Genomic DNA, 18,134 nt, shown 5'->3' with positions numbered 1-18,134 from the left:
TTATGATAAAGAGTTTATCAGTGTTTTCTGATCAATATTACAGCTACCACTGCAATTATTACAGCAGCAGCAATACCGATCCCTAGATACAGCAAAGTGTTGTCTTCTTCTGCTGGAACTGTCGGAACGTCACCTGTGAAATAGTCAGGATATAAGGCACACGCCATCACCCAAAGACAATTTGTAACTTCTGGGCAGATATTATCCCATTGATGCTCTATGACAACGACGTCATAATCAGATAGGTAATTTTTTAGATCCGCTATTCCAGAGTAGCTGCTGTCCACAAATATCACAGTGTTCTCATATTGTGATGCCATCTGGAGTATGGCACTGTAGTCTGCACTGTAACTTGTGACTGTGCCACCGTTATTTCCTGCATTGACTCCGTTGAGGATCTCTGTAATAATCGAAGTCATTAGACTTGTGTTGTATACTTTTCCACTTGAACTGATTTGGATGGCTGCGGCACCTGACAGATCGTTATCTTCTACAGTCTTAGTGATGGTGTACTGCACATATTCCATCTCTTCCAGGATGCTGCTAGAATCTGCACCTAGGATCTGTCCGAGGTCATCGATGACTTCCATTACATCGTCGTAGGAGGTGGCTGTTCCTACTAGTGTTATTAGATTGTATTCTCCCTCTCCAATGTATTCGTTGAGAATATCGATAAGTCCACCACTTTTAGTTATGTATGAGTAGCTAGGTGCGATAATCCAATCGGTTTCAAGATCGAATGTTCCATCCTCGCTCATCTGAAGTATGGCGGTCGCTATTTGGACACATCCGTCGGAATTGTAGAAATTTCCGATATCGAGGTCTTCAAATTGTGTTTCTCCTGCTTCTACCAGGTATTTAGCAGTATAGTAATCCACTCCTACAATGTTTTCTTCGCATCCAAGGTCAATTGTGCTTAGAGCATATCCATAACCAAGGATAATCACATGTTCGGATGTTTGTTCGAATTCGACAACATTTCCGTTAGAATCTGTAATGTAGAAGGGTTCATTACTTTCACCATTAGAGTTTCCAATGTCAATGTAACATATGCTGGATGCAATCATCGCAGCTAATATTGCAATTGTTAAAACTTTAGCATTCAGTGTTATCACTGTCATTCGAGATAGATTGGAAGTATAAAAATATGTAATTCGTGTTATTAAACGTTTAAGAGTTTTATTGTATGTATATAAAAATTAATTTTGATTCGTGTCATATTATGCGCAATAATGACAATTATTGTATTGACAAATTTCTGAATAAAACAAACAGATATGCAATTAAGGAATGGAAAAGCGCCCTGGACGGAATTCGAATCCGTGTCGAAGCCTCGACAGGGCTTCATGATAGGCCACTACACTACCAGGGCAACAAAACACCATATTAAGCGGTGGTATTTAATGGTTAGTTTTTAACAATTGAAAATATTTAAGCCACCCAGATTGTCTATTAAAAAAGTATTGGTTTTTAGGATATATTATACATCCAGTTAATATTTTGATCTTAAAATTCGTTCGATTTGATAAGTTTGACCAATTATTGCACGGTTGTTATCGTTGTTCTATATAGAGTATCTATAATAGGTAGGTGCGCATCGGGAAAATATTAACACATGCGTGCGTATCACCTAGATGATAAAAATGGCAGATGCGACAGTCGGCGAATACATGATCCGTAACGTCCAGTGTGTTTCACCAGATATGACGGTCTGGCAGGTAAGGCAGAAGATCATAAGTTCAAATTTTCACGGATTCCCCATAGTCGAGAACGGTTATCTTTTAGGATATGTCTCTGCGAAGGAGCTTCTTAGGCATATTGATACCCCTAATGCTAAGATGAGAGAGGTAATGAGTCGCGGTACGCTTTGTGCTATCCCTTCAATGTCAATAGATGATGCTACGCGCATTCTTTTTAGGTACGGACTCAGGAATCTCCCAGTAGTGGATGAGGACCGTAAACTCGTCGGTATAATCTCCAATATAGACATAGTAAGGTCTCAGATCGAAAAATCAAGACCGGGGAAAGTAATGTCCGTCAAGAATTTCATGGAGAAGCAGAACGGAATAAAGCTCAGGGTATCAAACCAGGACGTCCTTATCGATCAATTGATACCTACGCAGAAAGAGGTCTATATGGACGAGCTCATCGGAAGGCAATATGAGATCAAAAGAGGTTTAAATGAGCCTTTGATCGTAATAAAGAGACTCAAAGGATATCTAGTCGTGGACGGTCATCATAGGGTCATGGCTGCCAAGAAATTAGGTCTGAAGACCTTCAAGGCCATAGTTTTGGAACCCAATAATTTAGAGGTACCGTTAGGTTTGGAGAAGACAGCAGAGAAATGGGGTCTACGGACCTTGGACGACGTAAAGATAATCGAAGGTTCAAAGCATCCCTTCATGGAGGTCACGACCATGTTACTTCCAAAGGAACAGGCAGACGGGATCAATCAGAGATTGATGGAGAACAGCAAGCCGATATCAGACAACTGACTTGTATGTGCGCTAATTCTCAGTTGATATAATTATATTAATAAGAAGGGGGGTTCGCCCCCATTTTGGTTTATTGTTTGTTCTTAAGTTCCTTGAGGTTCCTCAGCATTATTCTTTGTTCTGCGGAAGCGATTATCCTCTTGGTCTTCACGAAAGTATCAGGGTTGAGGGAGATGTAATCTATTCCTTCTTCAACAAGGAACTCAGCGAATTCTGGATAAACTGACGGTCCCTGTCCACAGATACTGACCGTTTTCCCGTTCTTGTGTGCGACCTTGATCAGATAGGAGATGGCAGCCTTCACACCAGGATTCCTTTCATCGAAGTAACCCATCTTTCCTAGAAGGTCTGAGTCGCGGTCACATCCGAGAATGAGCTGAGTGAGGTCGTTCGAACCGATCGAGAAAGCATCACAGTATTTGCAGAACTCTTCTGCCATGAAGATGTTGACGGGGACCTCGGCCATGAAATAAAGCTTCAGATCAAGGCCTCTTCTAAGTCCTACCGATGTCATCATTTCGGTGATCTGTTGAACTTCCGATATTGTTCTTACGAACGGGAGCATTATGTGTACGTTCTTCAGCCCGAATTCATCCCTTACTTTCTTTATGGCTTTCAATTCGCATATGAATGCATCACGATAAGAGTCAGAGACGTATCTCGAACATCCCCTCCATCCTATCATGGGATTGTCCTCATTAGGTTCGAAGTCCATACCGCCTTTCATATCACGGTATTCGTTCGTTTTGAAGTCCGATGTCCTGAGAGTTACCGGTCTTGGGTAAAATGCTCTGGCGACTTTAGAGATACCTTCAGCCAATTTTTGTATGAGTTCTTCGGAGCGTCCATCTTCGATGATGGCACACGGGTGTTCTCCTATGTAGTTGGTGAAAAGGAATTCGGATCTCATTAGCCCTACACCGTCGCAAGGAAGTTTTGCGATCTCATCAGCCTTGGAGGGCATGCTCATATTGACCAGGACCTTTGTTCCTGTGATAGGCACGGATTCGTAGCAAGATGCGTTCACTGTCTCGGATGGTGAGGAGGGTTCAGTCGATCTTTTGATCTCTCCTCTGTAAACTGATCCTGTTGTTCCATCGACAGTGATGATATCTCCGTTCTTTAGTTTCTCAGTGGCATGTCCGGTTCCTACGACACAAGGTGTACCCAATTCCCTGGATATTATGGCGGCATGACAGGTCATTCCGCCTTCGTCAGTCACTATGGCAACGGACCTGCTCATTGCAGGTACCATATCCGGCATGGTCATTTTTGTAACGAGGACATCCCCGTCCTTTACAACATCCAAACTCATCGTCTCATCGTAGATGCAGACAGTTCCGCTAGCCATTCCTGGGCTTGCTCCAAGTCCGCTGAGAATGACCTCTTCACTGGAAGATATCTCTGTTTTGATCGTATCTGCTCCAGTATTTCCGATCGCAGTGATCGGTCTGGCCTGTACAAGATATACTTTGTCATCCTCTATGCACCATTCCATATCCATCGGTCTTTGATAGTGGATCTCTACCTGACGTCCTAGTTCTGCGATCTCTAATATGCGATTGTCAGATATTTTTTGGGCCTTTTCCAGGTCTGCAGCGACATCCTCTTTGACGCATCCAACATCTGGGCCTCTTACATATTTCCACTTTTGCACAGAAATTCTCTTTTTGGAGATGGACATTTTGCTTTTGTCTATAACGTACGTATCAGGAGTTACTTCTCCTCCCACGATCGCTTCACCGAGCCCATATCCTGCTTCGATAATGATGTTCTTAGCACCATTGTGCGGGTCTACTGTGAACATTATACCTGAAATTTCAGAATTTACCATCTTTTGAACAACGACAGCCAATTTCACATCTTTGTGGGCATATCCTTGTTTCTCACGATAGGATATGGCCCTTGCAGTAAAGAGTGAGGACCAACATTTTCTGATCTTATCGAATAGGTCGTCGTTTCCCTTCACATTGAGATATGTTTCCTGTTGTCCTGCGAAACTTGCATCAGGAAGATCTTCAGCTGTCGCACTCGATCTTATAGCGACGAAACCCATCTTTCCTTTTGTGAACAAAAGGTTGTAATTCGAGATGATCTCTTTTTTGAGGTCTGCAGGAATCTCATAAGTTTCAAAGAGTTTCCTGATCCTACCAGATGCATCTGTAAGGCTCTGGTCAGAATTCTTATCGATCTTTTTGAGTTCCTCATCGATCTTGTTCATAATTCTGCTTTTGGTCAAAAAATAGTCGTACGAGACCGTTGTGAGAACGAATGCATTGGGTACAGGGAATGCTGCAGATGTAAGTTCTCCAAGATTCGCTCCTTTACCACCAACAATGGGTACATCGGTCACGCGCAGTTCATTAACATCAATTATTCTTCTGTCCATGGGAATCCCTGTTAAGGAAGGGGTTTCTAATGCGCAAGGACAAAGCCCCCACGGCTTCCTATACGGCCCCTAATAGGGTTATTTTTATTATTGCTTGCTAGACCAACAAAATTATTGGTAGGAAAAATGCAAGTTATTATTCGTTTTGTATGTCTTTTCATTCGAATATCAAGACAGCACACAGGTACAGTAAAATAGTATCCCTATTTTTTCGAAATTCGTATTATTGTTTCTAAATTCGTATAAACTGGTGCATATTTTTGTGTTTTATTCAGTATATTCTCTCTTAAACAGTGAAAATCGAGATAATACATACAAGGCTTTAAATCGGATATGTACATTTAACCCCCAAGTTGGTTCAACATGGACACGGAAATTTGTTGGCACGGAAGAGGTGGACAGGGAGTCGTCACTGCAAACGAGATTCTCGCTGAGACCGCCATCTATGCAGGGAAATATGTCAAGGCTTTCCCCGAATTCGGACCGGAGAGGATGGGAGCACCGATAAGGGCATTCGCTAGAATATCTGGGGAACCTATCAGAGTACATACTCAGGTCTATGAGCCTGACATCGTTATTGTTATCGATCCCACACTCATCGGAAAGGTAGATGTTGCAAAGGGAATCAAGAAAGGGGGCATGATCCTGGCCAATTACCCAGGTACTCCCGAGGAACTCAAGAAGGCCATTGGTACCATGGTAGATTGCCATGCTGTCGATGCTACGAGGATCTCAACCGAGGAAATAGGTATGCCTATGGCAAACACAGCAATGTTGGGTGCGCTCGTTAAGATCTCTCCCATCATTTCATATGGTGAACTCGAAGACCATATAACGACCAAGTTCACAGGAAAATTATCTGATAAGATGATAGTAAAGAATCTTTCAGCTCTCAAGAGAGCATATGAGGAGGTGCGTTAATGGTCAATTTAGCCAATTATAAGGATTTGGTCATAGGGGACCGTGTAATCAAGCCCGGATCCTCTGAGGAATTCAAGACCGGCGACTGGAGAAGTATGCTTCCGGTAATAGATCTTGATAAGTGTATTGATTGTTTGACATGTTGGATATACTGTCCAGACGATTGCATCCTAGTGAAGGATGACAAGGTAGTGGGTATAAAGAAGACCCACTGCAAGGGATGTGGGATATGTGCGAAGGCATGTCCCAAGAAGGCTATCACAATGGTCGAAGGGGAGGAATGAGATGACACCAGCAAAGCATAGCGATATTGCTATAAACGGAGATTGTGCGGTCGCTCTCGCGTGGAGACAGATCGACCCCGATGTTTGCGCTGCATATCCGATCACACCTCAAACGATCATCGTTGAGAAGTTTGCGGAATATATTGCAAACGGAGAGGTCAAGACGGAGTTCGTATGTGTAGAGTCTGAGCATAGCGCACTGACACTTTGTGTAACTGCTTGTTCTGCAGGTGCAAGGACATTCACCGCTACGGCATCTCAGGGAATGGCATATATGTGGGAAGTACTCCCGATAGCTGCGTCAATGCGCGTGCCGATCATAATGGCTGTTGCAAACAGGGCCGTCAGCGGGCCGATTAATATAAACAACGATCATGGAGACGTGATGTCGGCAAGGGATACAGGTTGGATGTCCCTATTCGCAGAGAATGTCCAGCAGGCGTACGACCTTTCCATAATTGCACCGAGGATTGCGGAACATCACGAGGTTCAGCTTCCGTGTCTTATGAATCTGGACGGATTCATACTTACACACGCTATCGAGAGGATGACACCTTTGGACACTCACGCTGTGAAGAAGTTCGTTGGAGAATTCAAGCCGCTTTATCCGCTGCTTGATGTTGAGCACCCGGTCTCCCATAACCTCATGGACGGTCCATTGTTCTATTTCCCTCATAAGTATCAGACCGTAAAGGCCATGGATAAGGCATTGGAGGTCACAAAGCAGGTATTCAAGGAGTTCCAGCAGATATCAGGAAGAGAATACAATCTTGTGGAGGAATACATGTGCGACGATGCGAGCTGCATAGCGATAGTCCTAGGTTCTTCATTCGGAACGATGAAGGAAGCAGTGGATCAACTTCGCAGAGAGGGAATGCACGTCGGTGTTGCAATGCCACGTCTATACAGGCCATGGCCGATCAGCGACCTTGCAAAGGTCATGAAGGGTAAGAAGTCGGTCATCGTAATGGACAGACATCTGAGCATAGGTTCATATGGGCCGATGTTCCCCGAAGTTGTTGCTGCCGCTCTTGAGAACGAAGGAGAGATGCCCAAGATGTACAACTACATCTATGGATTGGGAGGAGCCGATACAATGGTATCCGATTTCGTGTCTGTCTATAAGGACGTGAAGGAAGGAAAGGCCAAGCGTATCAATTATTTGGGGGTGAGAGAATGAGTACACTTTCATTGAAGGATCTCAACAAGATACCTGTAAGGCTTGCAAGTGGGCACAGGCTTTGTGCTGGATGTGCAGAATCAATAATTGCCAGACAGATCCTCATGGGTACGGAGAAGGATGTCGTTGTGACATGTGCCACAGGCTGTTTCGAAGTTTCTACGACCATCTTCCCATATACTTCCTGGAATGTCCCATACATCCATACGGCATTTGGAAATGGAGCAGCAGGATGTGCAGGAGTAGAATCGGCCTATCAATCATTGAGAAGACAAGGCAAGATCACCAAGGACATCAAGTTTGTTACCTTTGCCGGGGATGGGGCAACGTACGATATAGGTCTGCAAGCACTTTCCGGAGCCATGGAGAGAGGACACCACATGTTGTATGTATGTCTGAATAACGAAGCATACATGAACACAGGTATTCAGAGGTCCTCCGCTACCGGTATGGGCGCATCCACGACCACATCGTGTGCTGGAAGCGTCTGTTATGGAAAGAAGGAATATTCCAAGGACATGACCAAGATCGTTGCAATGCACGGAGTGCCTTACGTGGCACAAGCTGCACCACATGCTTGGAGGGACATGATAACAAAGGCTCACAAGGCATTTGAATGCGGAGGGCCGAGTTTCATAAACGCCCTCAGTCCATGTCCTAGAGGATGGAGGTTCCAGCCAGAAGATTCCATAAACATATCCAAGCTTGCGGTCGATACATGTGTATGGCCTCTGTATGAGATAGAGAACGGTACGGATTACACCTTGTCGCCCGAGAGTCTTAAGATCGCAGAGGGAAAGGTCGAAAAGAAGCCCATTACAGAGTGGATCGCATCTCAGGGAAGGTACAAGCACCTTATGAACGAGAGATGGGAGCCTGTTGTGGAAGAAATGCAAGAGAAGCTCGACGCTCGTTGGGATTATCTTTTGAAACTTTGTAAGCTTTGATCAAACGGAGGGGCGCGACCCCTCCCAATATTTCTTTTAATGCCGTTGCCTATTCTTGGTCGTGAAAGATAAGGCAGTCGCATATCATTATGGTGATTACAAGACGATATTGTCGCCACAGAACGGTATGAATCTGTATCGTGGTTGTTCCCACGGTTGTATCTACTGTGATAGCAGGAGTTCATGTTATCAGATCGATCATGATTTCGAGGATATAGAGGTCAAGCGCAATGCCCCGGATATTCTGGAAGAACAGTTGCGTAGGAAAAGGAAACCTTGTATGATCGGTACAGGGGCGATGTGCGACCCGTACATCCCTCTGGAAGAGGAATTGCAAGTCACTCGTCAATGTCTTGAGTTGATCAAGCGTTACGGATTCGGTATGACGATCTTGACCAAATCATCCAGGATACTACGGGACTTGGACCTTTTGAAGGCCATTAATGAAAAAACAAAATGTGTTGTTCAAATCACTTTGACCACTTATGACGAGGACCTGTGTCGCAAGATCGAGCCAAACGTATCTACGACATCGGAGCGGTTCCATGTTCTGGAAGTTATGAGGGACAATGGGATACCGACGGTGGTATGGCTATGTCCGACCCTACCATTCATAAACGATACCGAGGAGAATTTACAAGGATTATTGGATTATTGCATAAGGGCAAAGGTACATGGGATAATGTGTTTTGGTTTCGGCACGACGCTTCGGGAGGGTGACAGGGAATATTTCTATGCCCAGTTGGACAATCTTTTCCCTGGAATGAAAGAAAGATATGTTCGTTATTTTGGAAATATGTATTCATGCAATAGTCTAAACAATGATCGTCTGACGATTATCTTCAAGGAGACATGTAAGCAACATGGCATTCTTTGGAAGCCCGAAGAGGTCTTCGCGTATTTGCGGGCGTTTGAACCCAAATATAAACAAACCTCATTGTTCTAAGGCGTCCATGCATTCGACAGTCCCTATTTGTACAGGACTCAAATGATGAATGCGACCGCTGCACCGAATGCAGCCCCCATCAACGATGTCACGCAATTATTGGTGTATTTAGAGATATATCCACCATCTTCCAAGGTGGCACCCAACAGACTATCCAACATATTACCAACAAGGCCTGCAAAAGTGGGGATCAAGATGTAGATCTCTATGGTATGATATATCATAAGCCATCCGATAATGGATATTGCCAGAGATGCAAGTATGGATATGCCTGTGCCAAAGATGGATATCCCTCCGTTTACTCCGGGCTTAACACGTTTGAAGGTTGTAATCAACCATACTCTTTCATCTTTAGTACCGATCTCACTTGCTATTGTGTCTGCCGCAGAGACGGCCATCGTACTTATGAAGGCAATAGTCAATTCAAATGAATATTGTCCATTTGCCAAAAGATATATCACGGAGATTATGCAGGGGGGTATTCCAACACCTAGGACATTTAGATGGGTCCTCTCCCCGTGTTTTCCTTCTTGGATCCCCTTTTTCAGTTTTCTATCAAATCCGATCCTGGTTGCTATAAGACCGGATACAGTGAATAATATCAGAAGGGCGAACCATTCAAGGTTGCTAGTGAGTCCGACAATAGAGCCAGTAATGAATGCGGCTATAGCACCACCGACAGTGAGCATCTTGAATTTCCAGCCGCATATCGACAGTAAGAGTGATATGAATATCACTATTGCCGCTTCTATCAATGCCACCATAGGGGCCTATATCCTTCTAATATAAAATGAATTTATATCAAGGCATCAAGGATTTCTGTTGCATATTTTATGCAAGAGGTTCTATCCTGGAGGGGGAAGAACATGACCTTTCCCTGAGGGTATAAGGTCGTTTCCATGCCGTTCCAATCAAAGACGATCATAAGGTCGTCGGACTGTTTGATGTTATATCCTTTGGACATCAGATAGCCTTTTGCTTTGGTCATATCGATATCCATGATATCGGCCGATATGGCCATCAGGGCCTCTCCACCGCATAGACGTGCAGTAGTAAATCTCATTTGATGTTCTCCAGAAGTTCACCGGATCTTATGTGGAAGTCTTCGAGGGTAGAAGAATTATCGATCATGATGTCGGCTAGCGCTATGACGTTTCCAAGTCCCCATGACATCTCCCTGCTGTCACGGGCATCGAATTCATTGAGGTTGTTCGGCGCATCATTTCTGGCCCTTTTTAAAAGTCTAATGTATCTGACAGACGGTGCACTGTGTATTGCTATTATGCGTACATTATCGCTCAGTCTTTTGTATGATGCCACCTCATCGAGGCTCCTGCATCCGTCAACAAGGAAAATATCTCCAGACATTTTTTGTAGCGCGCGCTTGGCCCAGATATCCTTTCCATGTCTTTCTCTTTCTAAGGAGGCAAAATCGCCAACGCTAAGATTCGTATCGGATGGGGACCTGGAGGAATACGAATCCCTAACAATGTCTCCCATCCTAAGGAAAGGGATATCTATCGACCTGGCCACGGTCAAGAACTCCTCTTTACCGGAACCAGGCATGCCTGCTACAAGAAGTATCAACATGTTCAGAGTAGATTATCGGAGATGTTCGTAAGTATCCTGTCGCAATAAACGCATCTGAGCTTAGGAGGGCAACGTTCTTCCACAATGAATTCAGGGTCGATCGGCTCTCCCTTGTTGGTTATACAGTTGGGATTGCTGCATTTTGCGAGACCTACGATATGGTCCTCAAGTCTTACATTGAATTTTTCAGCTATGTAATAATCCCTGATTATCGAGATCGTGGCCTCTGGTGCGATAAGTGCGATCTTATCTACAGTTTGAGGGTCTAATTCACGGTCCTCCACCTTTATCACATCTTTCCAAGAGTTACATTTGGATGAAGGTACATGCATTCCGATGCTTATCACGGAGTCGATGTTGTTCTCGTTGACCCCTAGGATCTTGAGGACATTCAAAGACTGACCGTTGGATATGTGATCGATGACTGTTCCGTTCCTGATTGGAGGTATCTTTGTTTCTACGATTTTTCCGTCTGCCATTTAAATGCCTCTGAGTATAGCGCGAAGTATGGCCATTCTGACCGGGACCCCGTTGAATGCTTGTTCGAAATACATTGCATGAGGGGTCGAATCCACCTCATATGCGATCTCATTCACTCTGGGTAGGGGGTGCATCACGATCATGTCGCTTTTTGCTTCCCTAAGCATAGTATTGTCGATCCTATAGGTTCCTGCGACCTTCTGGTATTCAGCAGGGTCTGGGAATCTCTCCCTTTGTATACGTGTGACATATAGGACGTCTGCCTGACCTATGACATCTTCCAGTGTAGAGGTCTTTTTGGGATTGCATCCTTTTTCTTTTAAATGATGATATATGTCGTCAGGCATCTGAAGTGTCTCTGGTGCTACAAGTGTAAGTTTTGCACCGAACATTGTGAGGGCATCGGCAAGGGAATGTACGGTACGGCCGTATTTCAGATCCCCTACAAGGACGACGTTCAGACCGTCTAGTGAACCTTTCACCTTTCTCATCGTAAATAGGTCCAGGAGTGTCTGTGTGGGGTGAGAACCAGCTCCGTCGCCTGCGTTTATGACCGGATTCTCAGAGAATTTAGCGGCAAGTCTGGCAGCTCCTTCGTGGGGATGTCTGAGGACGATGACGTCACAGTACGCATCCACCATTCTGATGGTGTCAGCAAGAGTCTCGCCTTTTGATATGGATGTCATGGACATCTCGGAAACATCTATTACGCTGCAACCTAATCTGCAGGCAGCACTTTCGAAAGATAGTTTTGTGCGGGTAGAGGGCTCAAAAAATAGATTGCCCAAAACCTTTCCGTCAAGCATGCGTTCGACCTTTTCTCCTCTGGCGTAGGGGATCATTTCCTCCGAGAGGTCCAATAGAGACTCAATGTGTTCTCTGTCAAGGTCGCGGATGGACACCAGGTCCTTGTCGTAAAAGTCCATGACACTCTATTCTCCCGCCACGATTTAACAGTTTGTCTATTTGCTAGGTTGGTACGCGGTAATATTAATTAGTGACCGCCTATTAGGAGGTATTATGCTGGATGTTATCGGCAGATCACAGAGAGGAAGAGTTTGCGACTTTAAGAGAGGGGAGGCCCTTGTCAGAACACCGGCGGTGATATCCTCTTATGATGGTCCTTCAGAGGACCCCATATACATCCAGGAAGGAAATATTAGGAAACTTGTGGTCATGGGCTCTGAGATGCCCATCGATACCAAATTGTTCATCACGGCTTCTTCAGGAATGAGTATAGAAACATTATGCATGGACGGAGTCCTAGTAACAAGGCTACCATTCACCGGAGAGGAAGAGATCCCGGACGATGTTGAACTTGTGGTAATTTCTAATGGTTATGAATTAAGGAGAGAGCCAAGGAAGGCCATCGAGTCAATAATCGCCATAAGAGAAAAGATAGGATACAACAGGCTTCTGTGCATTCTTGGTCTTGCTGAACCCTCTACGATGGCATTGTATGCTTACATGGGAGTGGATATCTTTGATGATTCGTTGCCAAGAGCAGCAGGCATCAATGGAATAAAGCTGATCCCTGAAGGGGACGTCCTAACAGGCACGGATGTTTCTGACATAAATTGCAAAGAAATGCTGATCGAACGTGAAAAGATAATAACTTTCACCATGGCCCAGCGTTTAAGAGAACTTGTCGACCAGAGGGCAACGTCTTCGCCGTCCTCTGTAGCTCTTCTGAGGATATTCGATCGTGTAGGGTTCGCATATCAGGAAGAGGCATGTTCCACAGTTGGATGTAGGTTCTCTTGTAATACGACACAGTCATTGCGTAGACCGGACCTGATAAGATACAGGGAGAGGATTATGGACTCATATGTAAAACCAGAGCATAAGCGTGTTCTGTTGATCCTTCCATGTTCCGCAAAGAAGCCATATCACATTTCAAAGACCCATAAGGCCTTCGCGTCAGCGATCCACACAGCATCCCACGACACACTTGTACACGAGGTTATAGTGACATCACCGCTCGGCATAGTGCCCAGAGAACTTGATGTGTACTATCCTGCGAACTCATATGACATTCCAGTCACAGGAGAATGGAAATGTGAGGAGAAGAGGATGATCAGAGATATGCTGTCAAAGATCATATCGCAAGGTTATGACAGAATCATATGTCATATCGATGACCGTGAGCTTGTCGAAGGTCTCGCTGATATGGAATTCACAGTTGTCGGTGATCCGACCTCTCCTGCATCGTTAAGGAACCTCGATGAGGCCCTCAGGAGAAACACCAAGGACATGGAGCCTGTAGACTATTATGTTGAACGCAGGGAGGCTATGAGGGCTGTACTCGTTTATCAATTTGGAAAAGAGGCTGCAGACCTACTCATGAACGACAATACATACGCTATTGGAAAATTCCCTTATTGGAAGCTCATGAGAGAGGATATTAATGATAAGACCAAGAAGATCCAACTTGGAATGCTCACTCCGGAGAGAGGGATGGTGTCTCTCACTTTTGAAGGAGCAGAAGTAATGGCCGCGTCAGGATTATTCACAGTAGAGATGATGAATTTCGAAATGAAGGGCAATCTTTTTGCTGTCGGTGTTGTAAAAGCGGACCCAAGGATCCGTATTGGTGATGAGGCAGTGATAGTTTGTAACGGAGAGGTCAAGGGAGTGGGCGTTGCAATGATGTCCGGAAGGGAGATGACCGAACTGAAAAGAGGTATCGCTGTGAAGACACGTCACAAGGTAAAATGAGGGGTCAGCACTTTCGGTCATCTTCGGTGACCTCTTGGTTTGGATTAAATACTCCATAGTAGATTTTGTATCTAGAAGAACCGTAAGCATCCCCCGATGTTCGGTCTTCTAAGAATGAGCGGGACTCCCATCCATCCAATTTCCGTCCTGCTCGTTCGTTAATTTTTATAGATTTTAAAATGGCATCTATCGTAGTAATTTCTTTGTTGATAGTTGGAATTTTTTCTTAAAATTTGTTTGATTCAGTCAATATTTTTTTGATTTTTAGTTTAGTTGTTTTTTCTTTTTTCTATAACATTTGAAGCCCTCAGCAATGTTGAGGGTGCACATAGTAAGTATCAGTGAAAAGATCAGTGCAATTCCAAGTCCATAATAAGGGCTCAGACCTGTGCCCAGATAGATCATAATGGCGAATATGAATATAAGGATCAAAGAAAATAATCCGGAAGCGAAAGAGACACAAACCGTACATGATTTTCTGTTGCGCAACAATAATCCTAATAGGGATACAATACCACACATAGAAACGATCATTGGAAGATATTTACTCAGTAAGGATGAACTTTCCCATTTGAAAGATAGCATGTCTATGGCATTGTATGTTATGTGTACGTCCCCTCCATTCCAGATGGTCCAGGGCAAGAACATGCATAACGCCAATGCTATGCTGGAAATGAATGCGAAAAAGAAAAATCTATTACTGAAATCTAATAAAGGTTCTTTTTTGATATTTTTTATGGGTGATTTTGGCGGATCTTCAGTTTTATTATTCAGTTCTATTCCGGGCGTTTTGGATTTTTCCATCATCTCTGTACGAGATTGAACACGGGCTGTGATATCTGCACTGCAATATGGGCACTCCATTACATTACTGTTTAAGTAACGACCACAGCCTGGACAGAACATGTTAATAGTATTGTTTAAATCCCATATAAACGTATTTGAGGAATTTAATCAAGTTTGATCGTTATTACAGGAGATCTTTCCTATTTTGACGAACAGCATACTCATCCCTATTCCAATGATCATGGCCATTATTCCGCCAAGGACATCAAGAGATGATGTGATATCTGCATAAGCATAACTAAGTATGACTGCTACAGACCCAACGGTCAGTCCCAATATTGCACAATATGTGGATTTTCTATGATGGTTTAGAGCGTAGTTAATCACTTTTGCAAAGCCGATGAGACCAATGATCAGTCCCAGGAGGAGGGGAAAAAGAAGGGCCCAATCATAATGGGTAATGGCATTCATCAATGGTTGATAAAGACCAAGTGCGAGAAGTATCGTTGAGCCACTTATTCCCGGTGCCAGTTTTGATATTGCGAATATTATTCCTACGAACACGAGGCAAATATACGATTCTATGTTGTGTCCTACAACTGCATCTTCTGCTATCCCCACCTTTAATAGCACAAGCATTACTGAGAATCCTATGGCAGCGGCAACGATGTTGTATTTATTGAATTTTTCAGGTGTTGGTTTTGTTATTTTCCAGAGCTCCGGTATCTGCCCGATAATCAGACCAAGGAATAAGAACAAGGCGAGAACCAGGTATTGATCCATCAGGTAATCCAATCCGAATGCGGATACCACCATGCCGAATAGGATACCTAGTCCTATCACCAATATGAAGACAAAATCAGTTGTGAGCCTGTGTCTCAGGTCGGCCAGATCTGCAACTAAGCGTTCATATACGCCAAAACATACCGCTATTATCGCACCACTGACACCCGGAAGCATCGAGGCTATGCCCACTATCGTTCCAACAATGAATCTTTTTATCTGTTCGACGAAAGAGACCATATTTTCACTACATTTTGAATGTTGAAGCACTCAGCTCATCGAATTCATCACTCGACATTATTGTTCTCTTCTTTCACCATTTTCAGCATGTTCTTCACATCTGAGGTCATGGTCTTGCAGATCGTGTTGATATCCATGAGCGGTTTGTCAGAGGTTATCACACAAAGTTCTACTATCATGTTGCTCAGAGGACCAGCCATTTCTTGCGGATAGTAACCTTTGCTCTCAAAGATTTTCCATATGTCGTTTCTGATATCCCCGTATTCTTCCATTCTTTGCTGAGGCGTCTTCATGATATCTGATGGGGTTATGGGAAACCGATAGATATTGATTTTCTATGTTCAATGAGGATGGGCATTTTTTGAATGATGGGATTTTAAAAATATGGTTTTTGATTTTGGTGTTTTATATAAACTCATTCTATTTTTCGTTGAAGTTGATCCTTCCGGCAATATTCACACATGTAGATAATTGTAGCATTTTTTACTAATAAAAATGAAAATGGGGGAGTCCCCCTAAAATGTTTAGAATTCTCTCTTCTTGAATATGAAGTATCCAAGGGTAGTCGTTATAAATGCCCAGACGACCATGACTCCAGCCGCAGTACCGGTACCGGATTCGCCAGTTACGCTAGTAGAGATGTGATTTGAGGCATCATCTAACATGAACCAGGTGTCCACGTTGTACATCATCAGCACACCAGTTACGATCGATATGAGAAGTAACAGCGTTATGAATGTCAATATGGCCGCAGTACTGCTTTTCTTTGCGAACGAGCTGATCATCATAGCTATTCCACTTGTGGATACCACGTACAAGACGGTCAGTCCGAGGGATGCAGCGAAATGTGGAGGTATCGAGCCCGTTACGGCCAAGGATACTGCACATACAATTGCGTAATACACAACCATGAAGGCTATTCCTAGCAGACATGATGCAACATACTTTCCTAGATATATGGACCATTTCCTGATCGGTTTCGTGAAGAGTATCAGTGCAGTTCTTTCTTCGAACTCAGAAGCAATTGCACCAGAGGTGAACAATGTTGCTGCAATGAGTACTATGAGACTGCCGAACATAAGGTACAGAGAACCAAGGTCGGAAGCATCTTTAGGAAGTCCGTCACCGAATACATAAGGAAGGACAGTCAGTAATAACAGTACAGCTGCAATCAATCCTCCGAATAGCAGGATCTTTTTTCCTTCGAGATGTTTTCTAAATTCGTATTTCATTACGACCCTTGACTGTCTGAGATCATCTTTCTTATTCAATTCTGTCAAGTGAATCACCTCGTCTCCTTGATCATATCCAAATAGACCGCTTCTAGAGCATCTTCTTCATTCAAGTTATATGCGCCAACACTGAGTTTGGAGACATTGTCGAAGAAATCTGCTTGATCTTTGTCATCTCCTTCGAAGAGGACCACAAGTGTTCTTGCTTCGATAGATGTCTTTGTCACGTTTGGAAGGCCAGAGATCTTTTCCACAGTTGAATTTGTCGGACCTCCGATAAAGTTCAAACTGAGTTTACGGATCTTGTTCAGATGTGTGACTGCCTCTGTCTTGTCCTGTATCAACATTTTTCCGTGATTGATCAGCGCCACATGGTCGCACAGATCATTCACTTCATGCAGTACATGTGAGCTCATCAGTATTGTAAGGTCCTTTGAGGTGTTCCTTATGTTCTTCAATATCTCTCTGGTCTCGGCCATTCCTCTTGGATCAAGTCCGGAAGTGGGTTCATCAAGAATGATTATACTGGGACTGTTCATCAAAGACAATCCCAAAGCTATCCTTTGCCTCATTCCTTTTGAGAATGTGCTAAGTTTTTTGTCGCCCCACTCTACCATCTTTACTTTTTCCAATATCTCGTCGGTTTCAGAGGATATTGCTTCACTGGTCATTCCGAATATTTCACCGATGTAAGAAAAGGTCTCCTTTGGAGTGAGATAGCCATAGAATTCTGGTGTTTCCACTACAGTTCCTACACCTATCAATGCTGCTTTGGGGTCCTTTGTGACATCTATTCCATTGAGATACGCATTTCCACTGGTAGCATTTATCAGATTTGTGAGGATCTTAAGTGTGGTACTTTTACCTGCACCGTTGGGTCCTAACAGCCCCGTAAAGCTATTGCGTTCTACTTTCAGATCGAGGTTATCTACGGCCACGAAGTTTTTGTATTCCTTCCTTAGGCCGACAACATCTATCGGAAAATTGTCTGTCATTTCATTCACCTTGTATCCTTAAGAGGGGGTTTCAATGTTTTAATTGGTTATTCCCACCGTGTGTTCGATACACTCTGTCTTTTGGATGACGTTACAATTACGAAATGATATTTAATGGATATAATCCAACGGCGTATGAATTGATTTG

At 43.8% G+C, this 18,134-nt stretch carries 19 protein-coding genes and 1 tRNA gene; 7 read left to right on the top strand and 13 right to left on the bottom strand.

What is annotated here, in order from left to right; all coding sequences use genetic code 11:
* Positions 1 to 17: 17 nt before the first annotated feature.
* Positions 18 to 1,121: a hypothetical protein gene (locus KRP56_06145; protein ID UAL07406.1), complete on the bottom strand. Its 1,104-nt coding sequence runs from the start codon at positions 1,119 to 1,121 to the stop codon at positions 18 to 20.
* 178 nt (positions 1,122 to 1,299) lie between these two features.
* Positions 1,300 to 1,372: transfer RNA gene (locus KRP56_06140), tRNA-Asp, on the bottom strand.
* A 271-nt stretch (positions 1,373 to 1,643) separates the two neighbouring features.
* Between KRP56_06140 and KRP56_06135 the strand changes: the two genes are divergently transcribed.
* Complete coding sequence (locus tag KRP56_06135) at positions 1,644 to 2,495, top strand: CBS domain-containing protein (GenBank protein ID UAL07405.1); 852 nt, start codon at positions 1,644 to 1,646, stop codon at positions 2,493 to 2,495.
* Between the two features lie 70 nt (positions 2,496 to 2,565).
* Here the strand turns inward: KRP56_06135 and ppsA are convergent, their stop codons facing one another.
* Positions 2,566 to 4,884: a phosphoenolpyruvate synthase gene (gene ppsA / locus KRP56_06130; GenBank protein UAL07404.1), complete on the bottom strand. Its 2,319-nt coding sequence runs from the start codon at positions 4,882 to 4,884 to the stop codon at positions 2,566 to 2,568.
* Between the two features lie 363 nt (positions 4,885 to 5,247).
* Here ppsA and KRP56_06125 point away from each other — a divergent pair, with 363 nt between their 5' ends.
* The 5 genes from KRP56_06125 to KRP56_06105 all read left to right on the top strand — a co-directional run bounded on the left by KRP56_06125 (position 5,248) and on the right by KRP56_06105 (position 9,162).
* The gene (locus KRP56_06125; GenBank protein UAL07403.1) at positions 5,248 to 5,805 is read left to right on the top strand and encodes a 2-oxoacid:acceptor oxidoreductase family protein; all 558 of its coding nucleotides are present in this window, start codon (positions 5,248 to 5,250) and stop codon (positions 5,803 to 5,805) included.
* Positions 5,805 to 6,089, top strand: a complete 285-nt coding sequence (locus tag KRP56_06120) for a 4Fe-4S binding protein (protein UAL07402.1) — start codon at positions 5,805 to 5,807, stop codon at positions 6,087 to 6,089. Before KRP56_06125 ends, KRP56_06120 begins: the two co-directional genes overlap by 1 nt.
* A 1-nt stretch (position 6,090) precedes the next feature.
* Positions 6,091 to 7,269 (top strand): pyruvate ferredoxin oxidoreductase, encoded by a 1,179-nt coding sequence (porA, locus tag KRP56_06115; protein UAL07401.1) that lies wholly within the window; start codon positions 6,091 to 6,093, stop codon positions 7,267 to 7,269.
* Entirely contained in the window at positions 7,266 to 8,216 is a 951-nt protein-coding gene (locus KRP56_06110) for a pyruvate ferredoxin oxidoreductase (GenBank protein UAL07400.1), read from the top strand. The genes porA and KRP56_06110 overlap by 4 nt, the downstream gene beginning before the upstream one ends.
* Before the next feature lie 127 nt (positions 8,217 to 8,343).
* Positions 8,344 to 9,162: a radical SAM protein gene (locus KRP56_06105; GenBank protein UAL08484.1), complete on the top strand. Its 819-nt coding sequence runs from the start codon at positions 8,344 to 8,346 to the stop codon at positions 9,160 to 9,162.
* A 38-nt stretch (positions 9,163 to 9,200) separates the two neighbouring features.
* Here KRP56_06105 and KRP56_06100 read toward each other — a convergent pair whose 3' ends face one another.
* Genes KRP56_06100 through pyrB form a run of 5 tightly spaced genes read right to left on the bottom strand, consistent with a single transcriptional unit; the run spans position 9,201 to position 12,158 of the window.
* Positions 9,201 to 9,926, bottom strand: coding sequence for a DUF92 domain-containing protein (locus tag KRP56_06100; protein ID UAL07399.1), 726 nt, complete (start codon positions 9,924 to 9,926; stop codon positions 9,201 to 9,203).
* 32 nt (positions 9,927 to 9,958) lie between these two features.
* Positions 9,959 to 10,225 carry a hypothetical protein gene (locus tag KRP56_06095; GenBank protein UAL07398.1) on the bottom strand — a complete coding sequence of 89 codons (267 nt, stop codon included), beginning with the start codon at positions 10,223 to 10,225 and terminating at the stop codon, positions 9,959 to 9,961.
* On the bottom strand, positions 10,222 to 10,752 hold the full coding sequence (locus KRP56_06090) for an AAA family ATPase (protein ID UAL07397.1): 531 nt from the start codon (positions 10,750 to 10,752) through the stop codon (positions 10,222 to 10,224). Before KRP56_06090 ends, KRP56_06095 begins: the two co-directional genes overlap by 4 nt.
* A gap of 2 nt (positions 10,753 to 10,754) precedes the next feature.
* Positions 10,755 to 11,231: an aspartate carbamoyltransferase regulatory subunit gene (gene pyrI, locus KRP56_06085; protein UAL07396.1), complete on the bottom strand. Its 477-nt coding sequence runs from the start codon at positions 11,229 to 11,231 to the stop codon at positions 10,755 to 10,757.
* Positions 11,232 to 12,158 (bottom strand): aspartate carbamoyltransferase, encoded by a 927-nt coding sequence (gene pyrB, locus KRP56_06080; GenBank protein UAL07395.1) that lies wholly within the window; start codon positions 12,156 to 12,158, stop codon positions 11,232 to 11,234. It lies immediately after the preceding gene.
* 94 nt (positions 12,159 to 12,252) lie between these two features.
* Here pyrB and KRP56_06075 point away from each other — a divergent pair, with 94 nt between their 5' ends.
* Positions 12,253 to 13,950, top strand: a complete 1,698-nt coding sequence (locus KRP56_06075) for a DUF5591 domain-containing protein (protein ID UAL07394.1) — start codon at positions 12,253 to 12,255, stop codon at positions 13,948 to 13,950.
* 264 nt (positions 13,951 to 14,214) lie between these two features.
* Here the strand turns inward: KRP56_06075 and KRP56_06070 are convergent, their stop codons facing one another.
* The 5 genes from KRP56_06070 to KRP56_06050 all read right to left on the bottom strand — a co-directional run bounded on the left by KRP56_06070 (position 14,215) and on the right by KRP56_06050 (position 17,986).
* Complete coding sequence (locus KRP56_06070) at positions 14,215 to 14,856, bottom strand: hypothetical protein (protein UAL07393.1); 642 nt, start codon at positions 14,854 to 14,856, stop codon at positions 14,215 to 14,217.
* Positions 14,857 to 14,904: 48 nt separating this feature from the next.
* Positions 14,905 to 15,759: a DUF368 domain-containing protein gene (locus tag KRP56_06065; protein UAL07392.1), complete on the bottom strand. Its 855-nt coding sequence runs from the start codon at positions 15,757 to 15,759 to the stop codon at positions 14,905 to 14,907.
* 47 nt (positions 15,760 to 15,806) lie between these two features.
* Positions 15,807 to 16,052: a hypothetical protein gene (locus KRP56_06060; GenBank protein ID UAL07391.1), complete on the bottom strand. Its 246-nt coding sequence runs from the start codon at positions 16,050 to 16,052 to the stop codon at positions 15,807 to 15,809.
* Between the two features lie 231 nt (positions 16,053 to 16,283).
* A complete protein-coding gene (locus KRP56_06055; protein UAL07390.1) occupies positions 16,284 to 17,039 on the bottom strand; it encodes an ABC transporter permease in 756 nt (251 codons plus the stop codon).
* 5 nt (positions 17,040 to 17,044) lie between these two features.
* Positions 17,045 to 17,986, bottom strand: coding sequence for an ABC transporter ATP-binding protein (locus tag KRP56_06050; GenBank protein UAL07389.1), 942 nt, complete (start codon positions 17,984 to 17,986; stop codon positions 17,045 to 17,047).
* Positions 17,987 to 18,134: the final 148 nt, after the last annotated feature.

It is taken from the genome of Candidatus Methanogranum gryphiswaldense, assembly GCA_019262145.1.
Taxonomy (GTDB): domain Archaea; phylum Thermoplasmatota; class Thermoplasmata; order Methanomassiliicoccales; family Methanomethylophilaceae; genus Methanogranum; species Methanogranum gryphiswaldense.
This window is presented reverse-complemented; position numbering and strand designations above follow the sequence as displayed.

Bases quoted from the DNA above. Each gene is read 5' to 3' on its own strand.
- KRP56_06145 (UAL07406.1), bottom strand. From the start codon at position 1,121: ATGACAGTGATAACACTGAATGCTAAAGTTTTAACAATTGCAATATTA.
- KRP56_06135 (UAL07405.1), top strand. From the start codon at position 1,644: ATGGCAGATGCGACAGTCGGCGAATACATGATCCGTAACGTCCAGTGT.
- ppsA (UAL07404.1), bottom strand. From the start codon at position 4,884: ATGGACAGAAGAATAATTGATGTTAATGAACTGCGCGTGACCGATGTA.
- KRP56_06125 (UAL07403.1), top strand. From the start codon at position 5,248: ATGGACACGGAAATTTGTTGGCACGGAAGAGGTGGACAGGGAGTCGTC.
- KRP56_06120 (UAL07402.1), top strand. From the start codon at position 5,805: ATGGTCAATTTAGCCAATTATAAGGATTTGGTCATAGGGGACCGTGTA.
- porA (UAL07401.1), top strand. From the start codon at position 6,091: ATGACACCAGCAAAGCATAGCGATATTGCTATAAACGGAGATTGTGCG.
- KRP56_06110 (UAL07400.1), top strand. From the start codon at position 7,266: ATGAGTACACTTTCATTGAAGGATCTCAACAAGATACCTGTAAGGCTT.
- KRP56_06105 (UAL08484.1), top strand. From the start codon at position 8,344: ATGAATCTGTATCGTGGTTGTTCCCACGGTTGTATCTACTGTGATAGC.
- KRP56_06100 (UAL07399.1), bottom strand. From the start codon at position 9,926: ATGGTGGCATTGATAGAAGCGGCAATAGTGATATTCATATCACTCTTA.
- KRP56_06095 (UAL07398.1), bottom strand. From the start codon at position 10,225: ATGAGATTTACTACTGCACGTCTATGCGGTGGAGAGGCCCTGATGGCC.
- KRP56_06090 (UAL07397.1), bottom strand. From the start codon at position 10,752: ATGTTGATACTTCTTGTAGCAGGCATGCCTGGTTCCGGTAAAGAGGAG.
- pyrI (UAL07396.1), bottom strand. From the start codon at position 11,231: ATGGCAGACGGAAAAATCGTAGAAACAAAGATACCTCCAATCAGGAAC.
- pyrB (UAL07395.1), bottom strand. From the start codon at position 12,158: ATGGACTTTTACGACAAGGACCTGGTGTCCATCCGCGACCTTGACAGA.
- KRP56_06075 (UAL07394.1), top strand. From the start codon at position 12,253: ATGCTGGATGTTATCGGCAGATCACAGAGAGGAAGAGTTTGCGACTTT.
- KRP56_06070 (UAL07393.1), bottom strand. From the start codon at position 14,856: ATGTTCTGTCCAGGCTGTGGTCGTTACTTAAACAGTAATGTAATGGAG.
- KRP56_06065 (UAL07392.1), bottom strand. From the start codon at position 15,759: ATGGTCTCTTTCGTCGAACAGATAAAAAGATTCATTGTTGGAACGATA.
- KRP56_06060 (UAL07391.1), bottom strand. From the start codon at position 16,052: ATGAAGACGCCTCAGCAAAGAATGGAAGAATACGGGGATATCAGAAAC.
- KRP56_06050 (UAL07389.1), bottom strand. From the start codon at position 17,986: ATGACAGACAATTTTCCGATAGATGTTGTCGGCCTAAGGAAGGAATAC.